Source organism: Chitinophaga sp. CF418 (genome assembly GCF_900142925.1).
Classification (GTDB): Bacteria; Bacteroidota; Bacteroidia; order Chitinophagales; family Chitinophagaceae; genus Chitinophaga.
In genome coordinates, this window is record NZ_FRCN01000001.1 from 160906 (window position 1) to 178650 (window position 17745).

11 protein-coding genes are annotated in these 17745 nt (G+C 46.9%); 5 read left to right on the forward strand and 6 right to left on the reverse strand.

Annotated elements, in window-relative coordinates; all coding sequences use genetic code 11:
- From F3I09_RS00725 to F3I09_RS00735, 3 genes are all read right to left on the reverse strand, one after another.
- Window positions 1–1200, reverse strand: coding sequence for an argininosuccinate synthase (locus F3I09_RS00725; protein ID WP_149693128.1), 1200 nt, complete (start codon window positions 1198–1200; stop codon window positions 1–3).
- 69 nt (window positions 1201–1269) lie between these two features.
- Window positions 1270–2091, reverse strand: a complete 822-nt coding sequence (locus F3I09_RS00730; protein ID WP_223233092.1) for a GNAT family N-acetyltransferase — start codon at window positions 2089–2091, stop codon at window positions 1270–1272.
- A gap of 461 nt (window positions 2092–2552) precedes the next feature.
- The gene (locus F3I09_RS00735) at window positions 2553–4634 is read right to left on the reverse strand and encodes a discoidin domain-containing protein (RefSeq protein WP_223233093.1); all 2082 of its coding nucleotides are present in this window, start codon (window positions 4632–4634) and stop codon (window positions 2553–2555) included.
- A gap of 387 nt (window positions 4635–5021) precedes the next feature.
- Here F3I09_RS00735 and F3I09_RS00740 point away from each other — a divergent pair, with 387 nt between their 5' ends.
- Window positions 5022–6416, forward strand: coding sequence for a Gfo/Idh/MocA family protein (locus F3I09_RS00740; RefSeq protein ID WP_149693129.1), 1395 nt, complete (start codon window positions 5022–5024; stop codon window positions 6414–6416).
- Between the two features lie 51 nt (window positions 6417–6467).
- Here F3I09_RS00740 and F3I09_RS00745 read toward each other — a convergent pair whose 3' ends face one another.
- Window positions 6468–7787, reverse strand: a complete 1320-nt coding sequence (locus tag F3I09_RS00745) for a sugar MFS transporter (RefSeq protein WP_149693130.1) — start codon at window positions 7785–7787, stop codon at window positions 6468–6470.
- 333 nt (window positions 7788–8120) lie between these two features.
- On the opposite strand from F3I09_RS00745, the gene F3I09_RS00750 reads away from it, so the two are divergent.
- From F3I09_RS00750 to F3I09_RS00765, 4 genes are read left to right on the forward strand one after another with little or no spacing between them, the layout of a single operon-like run.
- Window positions 8121–9791 carry a sugar MFS transporter gene (locus F3I09_RS00750; protein WP_149693131.1) on the forward strand — a complete coding sequence of 557 codons (1671 nt, stop codon included), beginning with the start codon at window positions 8121–8123 and terminating at the stop codon, window positions 9789–9791.
- A complete protein-coding gene (locus F3I09_RS00755; protein ID WP_149693132.1) occupies window positions 9763–10728 on the forward strand; it encodes an ROK family protein in 966 nt (321 codons plus the stop codon). Before F3I09_RS00750 ends, F3I09_RS00755 begins: the two co-directional genes overlap by 29 nt.
- 38 nt (window positions 10729–10766) lie before the next feature.
- Complete coding sequence (locus F3I09_RS00760; protein WP_149693133.1) at window positions 10767–11819, forward strand: N(4)-(beta-N-acetylglucosaminyl)-L-asparaginase; 1053 nt, start codon at window positions 10767–10769, stop codon at window positions 11817–11819.
- Between the two features lie 8 nt (window positions 11820–11827).
- Complete coding sequence (locus F3I09_RS00765) at window positions 11828–12589, forward strand: copper homeostasis protein CutC (protein WP_149693134.1); 762 nt, start codon at window positions 11828–11830, stop codon at window positions 12587–12589.
- Window positions 12590–12672: 83 nt separating this feature from the next.
- On the opposite strand, the gene F3I09_RS00770 is transcribed toward F3I09_RS00765, so the two are convergent.
- Window positions 12673–14139 carry a RagB/SusD family nutrient uptake outer membrane protein gene (locus F3I09_RS00770; protein ID WP_149693135.1) on the reverse strand — a complete coding sequence of 489 codons (1467 nt, stop codon included), beginning with the start codon at window positions 14137–14139 and terminating at the stop codon, window positions 12673–12675.
- A gap of 11 nt (window positions 14140–14150) precedes the next feature.
- Window positions 14151–17561 (reverse strand): SusC/RagA family TonB-linked outer membrane protein, encoded by a 3411-nt coding sequence (locus F3I09_RS00775; RefSeq protein WP_223233094.1) that lies wholly within the window; start codon window positions 17559–17561, stop codon window positions 14151–14153.
- Between the last annotated feature and the right edge of the window lie 184 nt (window positions 17562–17745).

The following is a 17745-nucleotide window of genomic DNA, read 5'->3' on the forward strand; positions in this document are numbered from 1 at the left end:
CTATTTGTCCTTGACACTTTCTGCAATCTGATGCCAGATCATTGTCTGGTTACCGAATATTTTGCTGAAACCTCTCACATCTTCGCCGGTCCAGCCACTGTTCATTTCACCGTATTTACCAAACTTGCTGCTCATCAGGTCATATTCGGATTTGATACCTGTTACCTGGAAGCGGTAAGGCTGCAGGGTAACATATACTTCGCCGGTTACATGCTCCTGGCTGTGCTGCAGGAAGGCTTCGATGTCGCGCATTACAGGGTCCATTACCTGTCCCTCATGCAGCCAGTTACCGTAGAACTGCGCCAGCTGGTCTTTCCAGCTCAGCTGCCATTTGGTCAATACGTGTTTTTCCAGTGCATGGTGCGCTTTGATGATGATTACAGGCGCAGCAGCTTCAAAACCCACACGGCCTTTGATACCGATGATGGTATCGCCCACATGGATATCGCGGCCGATAGCAAACGGGCCCGCTATTGCCTGCAGGTGCTGGATAGCTTCTGACGGATGACTGAACGTCTTACCGTTCACACCGGTCAGCTCACCTTTTACGAACTGCAGGGATACCTTTTCAACATCCTGTTTGGACAGCTGGGTAGGCCATGCTTCTTCCGGCAGAAATCCGTCTGATGTCAGCGTCTCCTTGCCACCTACGGATGTTCCCCAGATGCCTTTATTAATAGAATAAGCTGCTTTCTCAAAGTTCATCTGTACGCCCTTACCTTTCAGGTAAGCAATTTCCTCTTCACGGCTCAGTCGCATATCACGGATCGGTGTGATGATCTCAACACCCGGGATCATGATATGGAAGATCATGTCGAAACGTACCTGGTCGTTACCAGCGCCGGTACTACCGTGCGCTACCGCGTCAGCGCCCAGTTCTTTCACATGCTGTGCAATCACCAGCGCCTGTGTAACACGCTCTGCACTTACGCTGAGCGGATAAGTATTATTCTTCAGCACATTACCAAATACCAGGTATTTGATAGCACTATCATAATAAGAACGTACCGCATCTACCGTCTTATGACTCTTTACCCCCAGGCTATATGCACGCTTCTCAATTTCCTGCAGTTCTTCCGTTGAAAAACCACCGGTATTGACAATTACTGAATGCACTTCATACCCTTTATCATCTGTCAGGTATTTTACGCAATAGGAAGTATCAAGCCCTCCGCTAAATCCAAGTACTACTTTTTTCATTTATGATAAGATTGTGCTCCTTCTCCACACTACTGTATGGGTGATGCGTTATAATAATAAAATGATCTCTTAAAATAAGTTGAACAGGAAGAAGAATTTCTTCTTACTGGCCGGTGCACTGCCACCACTGATGCCATCCTTTCCGCCCTTCAGCAGCACATATCTTTTAAACCTCAGCCATCTTTCGAACAGCTTGAAGTTCTCTTTGAACTTCCTGGCTTTCTTGTTGTGTTTCATCTCTCCGGTAGCAGCTACCAGCACCTGCGGCTGAGGCTGTGCTCCCGTATCTGTTCTGATGCTCAGCGTCGCCTTCTTCATCTGTTCCTTCTTCTCAGCCTCTTCCTTTGCTTTCTCAACAGGGTCGTACAGCATAGCTGTACACAGACAGTTCTTACGGTTCTTGCTCATCAGCACCTCAAAGTTCACACAACTGCGGCATCCCTTCCAGAACTCGTCATCATCTGTGAGCTCTGAATAAGTTACCGGTTCGTAACCCAGTTCTGAGTTGATCTTCATCACTGCAAGCCCTGTAGTCAGACCAAATATTTTAGCGTCAGGGTATTTCTCTCTTGACAATTCAAACACACGATGTTTGATAGCCTTCGCCACACCGTGTCCCCTGAAGGCAGGATTCACGATAAGCCCCGAGTTGGCCACAAATTTTTCATGTCCCCAGGCTTCTATATAGCAAAAGCCTACCCATTCGCCTTTATCTGTTACTGCTATAACGGCTTTTCCTTCCTCCATCTTAAGTTGGACATACTCAGGAGAACGCTTGGCAATACCTGTTCCACGTGCTTTGGCGGATGATTCCATCTCGTCAGTGATGGTTTTGCCATAATGCTTATCGTCAGCGGTAGCGACCCTGACAATGATATTTGGATTTTCCAATTTTGTCAATTGAAAACGTAATCAATAAAATTAATAATCTGGAATCCATTGCTGGATAAAAAAACACCTTTTTTGTGTGACTGAGTTATATCACGGTGTTGCGATAGCGTGCATGATGTGAGCGGACGCTATCAAATACGAGGTCGTCGGGAAAGATATCTAAAGACATTGAACCCAATAGAGTACTCTCCTTCCATCAGAGAAGGATGATATGCAGAAAGGTTATGGGCCGCAAAGTTTTCCAACTTCAGTTCAGCATTAAATTGTTAAAAACTGTCTTTAATAAAATCAAACGCAAAGTTATACTATTATTTTTTTTCGCGGTCAAAAAAATTAAAGACGGTAAGTTAAATTATCAGATAGGTAGTTGCAAATTACGGGCCAACATAGATTTTAAAAATACATATAAACAAAAACTCCCCGTCAGTTTGACGGGGAGTTGCTGAAAATCAATTATTTAATCATTTCGTGATCACGCCCAGCTCTGCCACACTGGCCCATTGCTCCTTTTCATTGGCGGGAGCAACTGCCACCAGTTTGACGAAACGTCCCTTCGCCGCTTTGCTAAATCTGACCGTTTGTGTCACAGGATTGTTTGCTATGTTGGCAAAGTTTCCTTGTGCTACCGGCTCTCCCCAGTTCTTTCCGTCCTCACTTACATAGAAAGCATAGGTATAAATGGTACCTGACTTTTGTACCAGGTGCCGTGGCGTATAAGTAAAGCCCTTGAGTGTCAGCTCCTCTCCCAGGTCTACCTGGATCTCATGAGGATATTTCGCTACCTCCGGCTGGATAACGGAAGCCCAGAAGGACTCAGGATTACCATCTATCGCTTTCTCCGGATCAGCTCCTTTCGCCTGTCCGTCAGTAAAGGTCACCTTCCATTTTGCCGGCGCTATATCGTAAACAGCTGTTACCGTTGCGCTGGCTTTCTTTCCTTTTTCTAGGAATGCTTTTGCCTTCACTACACCTCCTGCTGGCAGGGAAATAGCGTCTATATATTTAGGAGAGCTGTATACCGGCTCCTTACCATCTAATGTATAATGCAGTTCCGGATCAGGGGAAGAACAGGTAATGCTCACTTCTCCCTGTTTATTACGTTGGATAACAGGGACTGCCAGTAATCCCGGCGCTTTGTACAGCTGTACTTCACTGATTACCGGACAAGCCAGTGCGTCCTGTATATTGATACGCACCTGTGTAGTGGTTACATCAGGGAAGGACAGGATGCGTTTATGACCAATAGTAGTAGCAGTCACTATTTCCTTAAAGGTCCCCTTCTCCAGGATTTCCACAGAGAAAGCCTTTACACGCTGGCCAAGGGCAACATATTCCTGCAGTACCAGCCTGTTGAAGGAAGCAGGCTTTGCAAAGGTCAGGGTAATAGTACCTTTCAGCACACCATCCGGCGTAGCCCAGTAGGTGCCGGTATTACCATCTATAAGGTTAGCCGCTTTCACCTTGCTGTTGTGCTGACGGGTTTCGGTAGCTGTCACCTTCGCTTTCAGCGCCAGGTTTGTTTTAAAGCTGACATCCCGGAAGCGCTTGAATTCCATCAGGCGGATAGAGTCTGCGGAATAGATCAGCCCTCTCCTGTCTACCGGTACATTCAGCAGCATGTTACTGTTGCGTCCTACAGAACCATAATAGATATCCAGCAGGTGCTGCACGCTCTTTACCTTATCGTTGGTAGAGGCACTGTAGAACCATCCCGGACGGATAGATACGTCGCATTCTGCCGGTACCCATTTCTCACCGTTTATATTCCCTTCATTCAGCACAGACTGAGCAGGTGCACCCTTACCAGGCGTAAAACCTTTCACGTTCAGGGTTGCCCAGTTGGTAGTACCGGCAATGCCGTCTTCATTACCTACCCAACGGCAACCAGGACCTACGTCACTGAAGATGACAGCATTGGGCTGATTTTTATATACGGTATTGTGGAAGAGATCCCAGTCATATATAGGCTTTTTACCATTCGGGCCTTCTCCGTTGGCGCCATCGAACCATTGCTCGAATACCGGGCCATAGCTGCTGAGCACTTCGTTGAGCGTATTGGAGAATACCTGGTTGTACTCAGGAGTGCCATAGGCCGGGTGGTTACGGTCCCATGGGGAAAGGTACACACCGAACTTCAGGCCGTATTCCTTACAGGCGGCAGACAGTTCTTTCAGCACATCGCCTTTCCCATTTTTCCAGGCGCTTTCCCTTACGGTATGGGTGCTGAACTTACTGGGCCAGAGGCAGAAACCATCATGGTGTTTGGCGGTGATAATGATCGCCTTCATCCCTGCCAGTTTCGCGGTACGCGCCCACTGGCGGGCATCAAGCTGGGTGGGATTGAACACCTTCGGATCTTCATCCCCATGTCCCCATTCATTGTCAGTAAAGGTATTCGGACCCAGGTGGATGAACATGTAATATTCCATGTCCTGCCACGCTAACTGGGCTTTGGAAGGCAGTGCACCATAAGGGGCGATTTCCTGCGCATGAGCAGTGGCCAGGGTACTGCAAAGCCCCGCCATTAATAAAAATTTTCTCATCTCTGATGTTTGTCTTTCGTGGAACCGGAATTGCTTCCGGCGCAATCAGTAGTGATACGACCTGTTTTGTTTATTCCGATACATGCTGTATCAAAAGCATACGTCTAAAAATAATGCTTAATAAGACGTTAAATGTACAACAGGAGAAAATTGATGCAGGGAAAGCTAAAATACAGGAGAACCGGTTTCGCGGAAGTGCTTTCCTCAGCCGGGACATCAGCCACCCAAAGGACTGACAGGGAATAACAGCTGCCACCTGTCTTGCGATAATAAACTATTTTACAAAGGCTATAGCAACTATAACACATTTTCTATACTTTTAGACATCAACTACATACATACACCAGCAGTCTCGATCTTTTAGCAAGGGCTAAAACCAAACAACGCATGAAAAAGCAGCACTTTCACAGGAGAAACTTTCTCAAAACCACTGTGGCAGCAGGTGTAGGATTGACCCTTCTCAATACGCCCGCCCGCCTCTTTGCAAACACCAAAAAAGAAAAAGTAAGAGTAGGATTGATCGGAGTCGGCGCCCGCGGACAAGGGCACCTGGAACTATGCCTTCACCGGGAGGATGTAGACGTTATTGCCATCTGCGACCCCGATACCCAATGGGCTGTTCCCAGGTCGCGCGAATTGATCAACAAAGCCTACGGCGGTAAGAAAAAAGTGGCCGAATACAGCAACGGCCCTGAAGATTTTTACAACATGCTGAAACGTGACGACATCGATGCCGTGATTATTGCCACTCCCTGGGAATGGCATTCCATACAGGCCATCGCTGCCATGAAAGCAGGTAAAACGCCGGCTGTAGAAGTATGCGGCGCATCAGATATCCAGGAATGCTGGAACCTGGTCAATGCGAGTGAAGACACCGGTGTTCCGCTGTTCGGCATGGAGAACGTATGCTACCGCCGGGATGTTATGGCGGTATTGAACATGGTGCGGCAGGGCCTTTTCGGCGAACTGACGCATCTCCAGGGAGGCTATCAGCATGACCTGCGCAAAGTAAAATTCAATAATGGCAAACAATTGTATGGCGGAGGCGTTGAATTTGGCGAGAATGCCATGTCTGAAGCCAAATGGCGCACAAATCACAGTGTACACCGCAATGGTGACCTGTACCCCACACATGGCCTGGGACCTGTTGCCAATATGATCAACATCAACAGAGGCAACCGCCTGCTGTCACTCACTTCTGTAGCTACCAAATCCAGGGGCCTGCATAAGTACGTCGTGGACAACGGGGGTGAGAACCATCCAAACGCTAAAGTAGAATTTAAGCTGGGCGATATCGTCACCACATTGATCCGCACCAACAACGGTGAGACCATCATGTTGTCGCATGATACCAACTCACCCCGCCCCTACTCTCTCAACTTCCGCGTACAGGGCACCAATGGCCTCTGGATGGATGATTTCGATTCGATCTATGTAGAAGGCAAAAGCCCTTATGATGAATGGGAGAAAGCAGGCACAGAAAAGGATGCCGGCAGTTATATGGCCAGGTATGATCACCCTTTATGGAAGCGTTACACCAACAGTGCCGCCGGCGCGGGCCATGGCGGTATGGACTGGTACGTGATCAATTCTTTCATAGAAAGTGTAAAACGGGGCGCACCTTATGCCCTGGACGTATACGATCTGGCTACCTGGTATGCCATCACACCACTGAGCGAGCAATCAGTATCGGAAGGCGGGAATGTACAGTACATCCCCGATTTCACACGGGGAAGATGGATGAACAGGAAACCGATCTTTGCACTGGATGACCAATATTAAAATGAAAAGGCCTTCCGTCTCCGGAAGGCCTTTTTTTATAAGCTTGTCAGATTATCTTTTACCTACTTTGTGTCCCACCACTGCATAATAGAGAATGTAGATGTATCCTGGCACCATACAGTACAGGAATGCATGTCTGAAGTCCATTCCCTGCACATAAATGAAACTCTCCGGGTTATACAGGCGGGAGAATATCTGCGGCAGTACACCACCACCAACGATCCCCATTACCAGAAAAGCGGAACCCAGCTTCGTAAAGCCACCCAGCTTTTCAATGGCAAGCGGAAATATGGCAGGCCACATCAATGAATTGGCCAGTCCAAGTAACGCAATGAAGGTAACTGCGGTATAGCCACTGGTCATAAATGCACAAACGGTAAACAGTATACCCAGAATAGCGCAAATACGTAAGCTCTTGTCCTGAGACAGGTATTTCGGAATGGTAATAATCCCCGTTACATATCCAACCAGCATGGCAGCCAGCGTAAATGTGGTGAAATATTTCGTTTTATCGAGGCTCATGCCCAGTTCTCTGCCATAAGTGCCTATTACGTCACCGGCCATTACCTCTACGCCAACATACATGAAGATACATAGCGCGCCCAGCAACAAATATGGATACTGGAAAATGCTGGTTCTGCTGTCTGTCACTGTTTTTCCTTCCGCATTCACTGATTTGCTCTCAGTTTCAATTTCCGGCAGGGAAGAACGGCTGATGGCAACTGCAAGTAATACCAGGAAAACCGCAAGAACAATATAGGGAAGGATCACCCTGGAAGCCAGGCTGTCCAGCAATGCGCTTTTCTCAACCAGATCTGTTGCAGCCTTGATTTTCACTTCCAGCTCATTAGCATTTTTCAAAATGATGGAAGCAAGAATAAGCGGACTTATAGTACCGGCAATCTTATTACAAATACCCATCATGCTTATGCGTTTAGCAGCACTTTCGATAGGGCCAATAATACTCACATAAGGATTGGAAGCGGTCTGTAGCAGGGACATACCCGCACCCTGTATAAAAAGACCTGTCAGGAAAAGACCGAAGCTACGTGTATTGGCGGCGGGAATAAATACCAGACAGCCTGCAGCCATTATGACAAGGCTATATGCCATCCCGTTCTTGAACCCGGTCTTCTTGATGATAAAAGAAGATGGAATTGCCAGGAAAAAGTAACCCAGGTAAGAAGCAAAAGTCACCAGCAGTGCTTCAGCTATGGAAAGCTGACAGGATATTTGCAGAAATGGGATCAGCGTAGCATTCACCCACGTGATAAAACCCAGCATAAAATAAAGTACCCCCAGAATTATGAGCGATTGCACATAGCTGGCCTGCTTTGGTGGTGCAGCAAGCGTTGTTGCGGTGTTTGGCATTATTTCCCCTATTTACAAATTACTAAATGATTTTGATTGATCTTTGCGAACTTAGCTAACAAATTCTGCATTTCATAGTTATTTGCCATTAAATGTGCTTTTCTGATAGAAAGAAGTTAAATTCCCATCTTAAATAGCTCAAAAAGTACGCTTTTTTACGCTCAATCCGGAATTTTAATCAGTCTATATCTAATTTAAATAGAAATTTTATAACATATTAGCTAAAACGTTTTTGCCTCAGGAAAATAGGCACATTTATTTTGAAAATTTAGGAATTCTCGAAAAATAATTTATACATTTATCGCGCAAAAATTACAGTAATTTAACACGTTTATGGCTCAACAAACAAAGCAAAGTACACATCCATCTTTCTTTGTACTGATACTTGTATTTTTTTTCTGGGGATTTGTTGCTGCATCGAACAGCATCTTCATTCCCTTCTGTAAGGCCCACTTTCATCTGGGACAACTGGAATCACAATTGATAGATTTCTCGTTCTACGGCGCTTACTTTATCGGCTCGTTACTGCTGTACCTCTTTTCAGCATTGCGGGGCGTAGATATTTTAAACAAGATCGGCTACCAGAAAGGGATTATTTATGGCCTTCTTATTTCCGTAGTAGGTGCAGTAGCGTTGATCGCTGCAGTGAATATCGGCAATAAAATGGCCGATGCCACTATGGCCTTCTATCTTATTCTCGGTGCGTTCTTTATTGTTGCTTTGGGCTTCTCTCTGCAGCAGACCGCAGCTAATCCCTTCGCCATCTTACTGGGAGATCCGGCTAAAGGTACCCACCGTCTGAACCTGGCGGGAGGTGTGAACTCCTTTGGTACTACCATCGGACCATTAGTTGTAAGTATCCTGCTGTTTGGCTCTGCCAAGGATGCTGCTGCTTCTGCAGATACGGACATCAGCAAGATCAATACACTCTACATCCTGCTGATCATATTGTTCCTGGTTGCCGCAGTTATCTTCTGGTTCTCCAAAATGCCTAAAGAAACTTCTGACGAACCATTTGAACAATCAGCCAGGGCCAGTCGTTCATTAAGCGGTATCACTGCTATGTTCATCCTGATCCTTGTTGGTATTATACTGAATGCCATTAAAACTAACATCGGCTTCTCAGCAACCGCTGAGGTGGGACTTCCGTTCTTCCTGGTAGGTATCATCGGCATCTTCGGTATCCTGTTCAATGCAAGACGCTCTGCACAGAAAGACGGCAATGGCTGGGGTGCTATGAAATATCCGCAACTGATCCTCGGTATGATCGCCATCTTTGTGTATGTAGGCGTGGAAGTAACCATCGCCAGCAACATGGGCGCCCTGCTGAAACATCCTGGTTTCTTCACGCTGGAAGGCCTGAATGAATCACAGATAGACCCTTACGTATCCCTCTTCTGGGGTAGCATGATGGTGGGCCGCTGGACAGGTGCTATTACTGTATTCAACCTTTCTGACCGTTCCCGTAAAATACTTTCCGTAATTGTTCCTTTCATCGCTTATGGTGTGGTGCTCGGCGCCAATCACCTGAAAGGTACAGACGTGAGCGTATTATATCCTTATGCCGGTGTACTGGTAGTACAGATCATCGGTTTCTTCGCAGGACAGGAAAAACCAGCTAAAACGCTGATGATATTTGCCCTGCTCGGTATCCTTGCGATGATCATCGGCTTGTGCACTACCGGTTCAATAGCTATTTTCGCCTTCATCAGCGGTGGCCTGTTCTGTTCTGTAATGTGGTCCTGCATCTTCGCACTATCTATCGCAGGCCTGGGTAAATATACCAGCCAGGGTTCATCTTTCCTGATCCTGATGATCCTGGGCGGATCCCTGATCCCTCCGGTACAGGGTGGTCTGGCAGACATTCCTTCCATAGGTATTCATTATTCTTACATTATACCGGTGATATGCTTCGCATACCTGGCTTTCTTTGCATTCAGAGTTAAAAACATATTAAAATCACAGGGAATAGATTATGAGTCAGCAATTAGCGGTGGGCATTGATATTGGCGGAACCAATACAAAGTTTGGCATAGTAGATCGCAGAGGTAATATTCTGTGTGATGGTCGTATGCTTACAAACCAACACGAGGACGTTCATGGCTTCCTGGATGAGCTGCATGAACATCTCTCCGTACTGATAGCACAGGTTGGTGGTATCGAAAATATCAGAGGTATTGGTGTAGGTGCACCAAACGGTAACTTTTATACAGGAAACATCGAGTATGCTCCTAACCTTCGCTGGAAAGGCGTAGTTCCTTTGGCTAAACTGCTGGGTGAGAAGTTCGGCGTACCGGCTATCCTCACCAACGACGCTAACGCTGCTGCACTGGGCGAATTCCAGTACGGCGCGGCCAGAAGTATGAGGGACTTTATCGTTATTACCCTGGGTACAGGCGTAGGTAGCGGTATCGTTGCCAACGGTCAGCTGATATATGGTCATGACGGCTTTGCCGGCGAGCTGGGTCACTGTATCGTAATACCAGGCGGCAGATTTCACCCCGGTACCGGTGCACACGGTTCCCTGGAAGCATATGCTTCCGCTACCGGTGTAACCAATACAGCACTGGAATTCCTGGCTAACCGCCCGGAGACCCAAAGCATCCTGCGCGATCATTCAAAAGAAGAGATCAATTCCAAGCTCATATATGAAGCAGCTATGAAGGGCGACCCGCTGGCTGTGGAAGTATACCAGTTCACCGGTAAAATACTTGGTGAAGCTTTAGCTAACTTCGTGATGTTCTCCAGCCCTGAAGCCATCGTTCTCTTCGGTGGTCTGACAAAGGCAGGCGACATGATCATGAAACCTGTACGCGAGCATATGGAGAAAAACCTGCTGCCTATCTTCCAGAACAAAGTTAAGCTGGTATTCTCCGAGCTGAAAGAAAGTGATGCAGCGATATTAGGCGCCAGCGCACTGGCTTGGGAAATGAAAGATTAAACTTTCAGCCGGGCATCCGGTATCATAAATAAAGCATTATGCAAGATCGCAGACATTTTCTGAAAGCAGCGGCACTAAGTGCCGCTGCTTTATCTTTGGATGGTATTACATCTAAACCGGCACACGCAGCCCCTTTTGTGAAAGGAACAAAGGCTAAACCAATTGTATTATCCACCTGGGACTTTGGCCGTGCGGCCAATGAAGCTGCCTGGGAAGTACTGAAAACAGGCGGCCGTGCACTCGATGCAGTGGAAGCCGGTGTAAAAATACCAGAAGCAGACCCTAACAACCATACCGTAGGATACAGCGGATATCCCGACCGTGACGGCCGTGTAACCCTGGATGCCTGTATTATGGATGAACTGGGTAACTGTGGATCCGTAGCCGCCATGGAACACATTGTACACGCCATTTCCGTAGCACGCGCCGTGATGGAAAAAACACCACACGTGATGCTCGTAGGCGATGGCGCATTACAGTTTGCACTGGCCAACGGATTTAAAAAAGAGAACCTGCTTACACCTGAATCAGAGAAGGCATGGCGTGAATGGCTGAAAAAGTCCGAATACAAGCCTATTATGAACATAGAGAATACTTCCTATGGTCCCGAGAAGGAATCGGCTTTTAACCCGCTTAAACTGCCGGGAAACGTATATAACCATGATACCATCGGTATGATCGCCATGGATGCCAACGGCAACCTCTCCGGCGCCTGCACCACCAGTGGTATGGCCTTTAAACTGCATGGCCGTGTAGGCGACTCCCCTATCATCGGCGCCGGTCTGTATGTAGACAATGAAGTAGGCGCTGCCACTTCTACCGGCGTAGGTGAAGAAGTGATCCGCGTAGTAGGCAGCTTCCTGGTGGTAGAACTCATGCGCCAGGGCTATTCCCCGGAAGCAGCTTGTAAGGAAGCTGTAACACGTATCGTAAAGAAGAATAAAGAAAGAGCCAAGGGCTTACAGGTAGGTTTCCTTGCCATCAATAAAAAAGGTGAGCATGGCGCATACTGCCTGCAGAAAGGATTTAACTATGCAGTAAAGTCTGAAAAGGACAACAATATCCTGATAGACGGTAAGCATTATTTCTAAAAGAAAGAATGGACAAGAAGATCACACTTGAAATCTGTGCTGCTTCCGTAGCTTCCTGCATCGCTGCAGAAGAAGGAGGCGCACAGCGGATAGAATTATGCGATAACCTGCTGGAAGGCGGTACCACTCCCAGCTACGCTACCATTGCCGTAGCGCGTGAAAAGGTGAATATAGACCTCTACCCTATCATCCGCCCCCGTGGTGGTGATTTTTTGTATGATGATCTGGAATTTGCCATCATGCAGAAAGACATCAAACTGTGTAAGACACTGGGATGTAATGGCGTGGTGATCGGCCTGTTAACAGCAGATGGTAAAGTGGACATAGCCCGTACAAAAGAGCTGGTGAAACTGGCCTGGCCCATGGGTGTTACCTTCCACCGTGCCTTTGATATGACGGACGACCCACTGCAGGCACTGGAAGATATCATTGAAACCGGCTGTGAACGCATCCTGACCTCCGGCCAGCGGAATACCGCCACGGAAGGTATCCCTTTACTGAAAACACTGGTGGAAAAAGCTGCAGGACGTATTGCTATTATGGTAGGTTCCGGTGTACGCGCGCATAACATTGCGGAACTGGTAAAAGAGACCGGCGCTGCCGAATTTCATACTACCGCCAAAGCGTATGAGGAAAGCGGTATGCAATACCGCAACCCCAATGTGAGCATGGGTGGCATTCCGGGCGTACCTGAATATGGCATTTCCAAAACACAGGTAAGTGAAGTAAAGAAGATACTGGCACAAGCAAAAGAGGCGGCAGGTATTTAAACCGTAACAAAGCTTATTCATAGTAAAAAGGGCGTCCGCTAAAGCGAACGCCCTTTTTTTATCGGTTTAGATTTGCTGATTCATCATATCGGGTTCTGCTGAATGGCCTTGTTAGCATTGATCTCATCCTGCGGGAACAGGAACTCCCAACGGATATCATCAATAGGAACTTCCATCACGCCAGCGGTCAGCGCTGTAGTATGGTTGGCACCAGTTCTGTTCAGTGGCAGGTGCAGGCGTTTCAGATCATAAAAACGGAAGCCTTCCCCCCACAGTTCTACGCGGCGCTGTGTCAGAATTTCCTGCAATAACGCATCACCGGTAGCAGTGCTTTTGGTATACTGCGGATCGCGGTTCACCGCCAGTGTATACAGTGCATCCGCTGCCGCAGCATCCTGGTGCAGATGCGCATTTGCTTCAGCTTCTATCAGGTACATTTCAGCTGCACGCATCAAAGGAACGTCGCCGATGCTGGCTGCAGTAGCAACGAGGAATTTCTTACTGATGTAAGGATACTTCGCGCCATTTGGAGGTACGGGAACATTTTTCCCGTCAACGCTCCATATTTGCTTGCGTACGTCCGTATCGGTGATCTTCCCATACAGTACGGAATTGATCGCTTTAGGATTGGTCCTGATGTTGGTAGAGTTGTAATTTGCAGACATGAAGGCAAAGAAGGAGTAAAAATAAGTGGTCTGCTCAGAGATCTGGTGACTGCCCCATATCCACTCTTTATTACTGAAATCGTTGAACCCAGTCAGGTAGTCAGCATTGCTCATCAGCACCACACCTGCTCTTGCCTCTGCCGCATATTTCGCTGCATCTGCCCAGTTCTGCATAGTCAGTGCAATACGCGCTTTAATGCCTTTTGCTACATTGATGCTGATATGCGATTTCGGTTTGGATGTAAATCCTTCCAGGTTTACAATGGCATCATCTATATCCTTTACAATCTGTGCATATACCTGCGCCACAGTCGCTCTTGGCAAACCTGCGGTTGTGCTGGTCAGCACTAAAGGCACCCCGTTCTGTGAGTTGTCAGCTGTTGCATCATAACGTTTACCATACATCTGCACGAGGTTCCAGTAAGCCCAGGCACGGTATGCCTGCGCCTGTCCTTTGATCACTTTCCTATCTCCGTCATCACCTGTCGCCTTATCAATGTTATCAATGATCATATTTGCATTAGCAATGATCTTGTAATAAAACAGGTAAGTGAATTTCAAAAAAGTAGCTGAAACGTTACGGTGTGTCAGCCATTGATAATTTGCATTAAACCAGGTATTACCAGCTGCCGTCATGACCAGATCATCCCCCAGCATATCAGTATTGATCATAATGCTACCCTGACCACCCTGGTCCTGATAATCATATTGGATGTACAGTGAACGGTGAATACCATTGATGGCAGACCATGCATTGTCTACAGTTGTAAATACAGACTCTGATGGATAGGCATCTGTCGGGTTAGTATCCAGGTAATCCTTCTTACAGGAGCTGAAAATTAAAACAGGTATTGCTATGAGTATATATAATGATTTCTTCGTCATTTCTTTTGTTTTTAGAGTGTAACATTGATGCCGAGGGTTACTACACGGGCTGGCACATATACGTTTGAAGTAACGCCAGTGAAAGCCTGTGTCACGTTCATACCTTTACGTGCGGTTTTCATGAAAAGGTTCTCCCCACTAGCAAAAATGCTGGCACTTGACAGGTGTAATAAAGAAGTATATGCTTTAGGCAGACTATATCCCAGGCTCACTCTTCTCAGGTTCACAAAAGACGCATCTGTTAGCCAGCGGTCAGATGTACCGGAAGCAAGGTTGGTTGGATTAGCGAAGTTCATTTTAGGAACGTTTGTCACATCTCCGGCCTTCTGCCAGCGTTGCAGCGCATCTTTATGTAATGCAGTTCCATATACGCCGCCAAGCATCAGGTTCTGATATGTCTGATCATATACTTTACCACCTATCTGGTAACTTACCAGGATAGACAATTCGAAGTTCTTGTAGTTAAATGTATTGGTGATACCACCATATACATCAGGTATTGCACTGCCTGAATAATGGTAACGGGCATTGGATAATAATGTAGTTACAGTATCGCCGCTCTTCGTGATACGGGTAGTATTGTTAGCAGTCGGAGCAGTGTTCTGTGCCCTGTATAGTGGAGAACCATCTGTTTCATCTGCACCCATAAACTCTCTTACCCAGAAATCATACTGTGAATGACCTACCATCAGTTTCTTGGTACCATTGATGATCTCTTCCTTAGGCAGTTTGGTCACCTTGTTCTTGTAAGTAGTAGCATTCAGGTTTACATTCCACTTGAATTCCTTATTACGGATCACATCAACACTTACCTGGAATTCGAAACCTTTATTCCACATAGACCCCACATTCGCGTTCTGCTCTTTCAGACCGCTGGAAAGTGGCAATGGCACGCGGAAAAGGAGGTTGTCTGACTGACGGTGGAAGTATTCGATGCTACCGCTTACGCGTTCATGCAAAAAGCTGAAGTCAACACCGATATCAAAAGCCTTGTTCTGCTCCCACACCAGGTTACTGGCAAGTGAGTTTTGCAACATACCCGGTTCGTCAGCATTTGCATAAGGCTCATACAGCGCCTGCCATGCATAATAAATGGGATCTCCATTTGCGTTCAGTAATGCGTCATTACCCACGGAGCCATAGGAGGAACGTACTTTCAGCAGGTCTATCCAGCTGACATCTTTCATGAAATCCTCACTGTTGATCTTCCATGCACCACCTATAGACCAGAAATTACCCCAGCGCAGATCCGGGGAGAAACGGCTTGTACCGTCACGGCGATAGGAAGCTGAAGCGAAATACTTCTCATTGTAGCTATAATTTGCACGGGAGAAGAAACCTTCAGTGCGGTATTTATCAGTACGTGATGTCAGGCTGTTCGTAGTAGTAAAATTACCCAGTTCGGAGTTGCTATTGTCCAGGATAATCTGCTGTCTGGAACCGTAGAAATAGTTGTAGGTCATGTCATAGTTCTCATGACCTGCCAGTACCTCTACATGATGTAAGCCAAACGCATGACTGTAGTTGAGCAACTGGTTGAAGGTAAAGCCTGTCCTCACGCGGTTAGTGCGGCTCGCACGGCCTGCAGGAGCACCATCACCGATGCTGGTATTATCAAAAGTAGCTACCAGGTCATTGGTAACATCTGCACTGATGTTCGTAGTGAATTTGAAATCACGCAGGAAAGATACCTCCCCGAATGTCCGTGCAGACAAGGTATTACGCTTGAAGCTGTTATCATTCAGTTCTGTCTCCATGATCACGTGACGGCCCGTATTGGCGCCTGCAGGTCTTGCGGCCTGCCCGCCCTGGGAGCCATCGCCGCGGTCATAGAGCTGGTTACCATACTGGTCTAACACGTAAGCTCCGGTAGTAGCATCATGTACATGAATGGGATAAATAGGACCCATACCTCTTGTGAAGTTGAACGGGTTTATATAGGCTGAGCTGTTATCAATAGTATTACCCTGGTTCGATTTCACATAAGATCCGTTCACATTAATACCGGTCTTAAACCATTTCAGCGGAGCAGTATTCACATTTACACGACCAGTGATCCTTTCAAAATCAGATTTCATCACAAACCCTTTTTCCTTCACATATCCCAGGGAGATGAAGTAATCACTCTTATCTGATCCACCGTTGAAGCTAATACCATAATCACCACGGCTGCCTGTACGCTGAATGGCTTTTGTCCAGTCCAGGTCATCTTCATACAACAGTTTGGCGTTAGGATTTATAGTACCATCGGTACGTACGATCTCATTGTTGGCAACATTAAATGGATTGTAACCCAAGCGGGATTTGATGTTATCGGTAGCAGTCTGGCTGGCCTGCTCCAGCGTCACGGTAGGGGATATTAAACTATTCCTGTAAGATTCCCACATCAGCGGATAATACTCGTAAGCATTGACACGGTCATATTCGGGAATAGCACGGGAAGTAACACCCTGCATGGCTTTGAACTGAATGTGGTTACCGTTGCGTTGACCTTTTTTGGTAGTGATGATCACTACCCCATTGGCAGCGCGGGCACCGTATAGGGCGGAAGAAGAAGCGTCTTTTAACAGGGACATGCTCTCGATGTCGTCTGTATTGATACTGGAAATATTACCGGTGAAAGGCACACCATCTACTACATACAGCGGTTCACTGGATGCGTTGATGGACCCTACACCACGGATGCGGATAGAAGGACCATCACCCGGCTGACCACTACCGGAGTTTACCTGTATACCGGCAGCAGCACCTTCCAGTGCATTGAACACGTTTGTTACAGGACGTGTCTGCAGTGATTTTGAATCGATCTGTGTCAGAGAGCCGGTAAAGGTTTTACGGTTGGCAGTACCATAAGCAATTACCACCACTTCATTCAGCCCCTTTGTATCCACCTGCAATACCACATTCAGGGCAGAACGGCCGTTAATGGCTACTTCCTGGTCAATATGACCGATATAACTGAATACGAGTGAAGCAGTAGATGGCGCTTCGATCTCGAACTCACCTTTCATATTGGTAACAGTACCTTTATTACCTTTTGCCACGCGTACGCTTACGCCCACCAGCGGAGTGCCGGCAGCATCTGTTACGCGGCCTTTGATACTGATATCTGCTATTACTTCACTCCTGGGAGCAATGCCTACCAGCTTGTCGGACATTACGCGAAACGTAAGCCCGGTGCTGCTTAAAGCCTTGTCTAATACCTGCTCTACAGTCTTATCTGTTACAGATACCGTCACCTTCGTATCAGCAGCAATGGCATCATTGCTGTACACAAAACGGTAATCGCTTTGCTTTTCAATGATTTTAAGCAATTTAGCCAGCTTCACATCTTCCAGGTTAAGGGTGAACCTTTTCTGTGAGTATACACTGGCAGACACCTGCATACAGGTCACGAGCGTCAGCAAAAAGGCCAGTTTCATCAATAGAATTGCTTTTAGGAAAGACTTCGGTTTAGGTAAAAGAAACAGATTAAGTCTGGTTTTTTCCATACTTTTAGATTGTTTAAGGTCAATAAAATGTCGGACAGGTCTCATCTCCAAATGAAACACCTGTCCCTCGCTGATCTTGGTTGAGGGGGAATGTTGCCGCATTTCCCCTTACTTT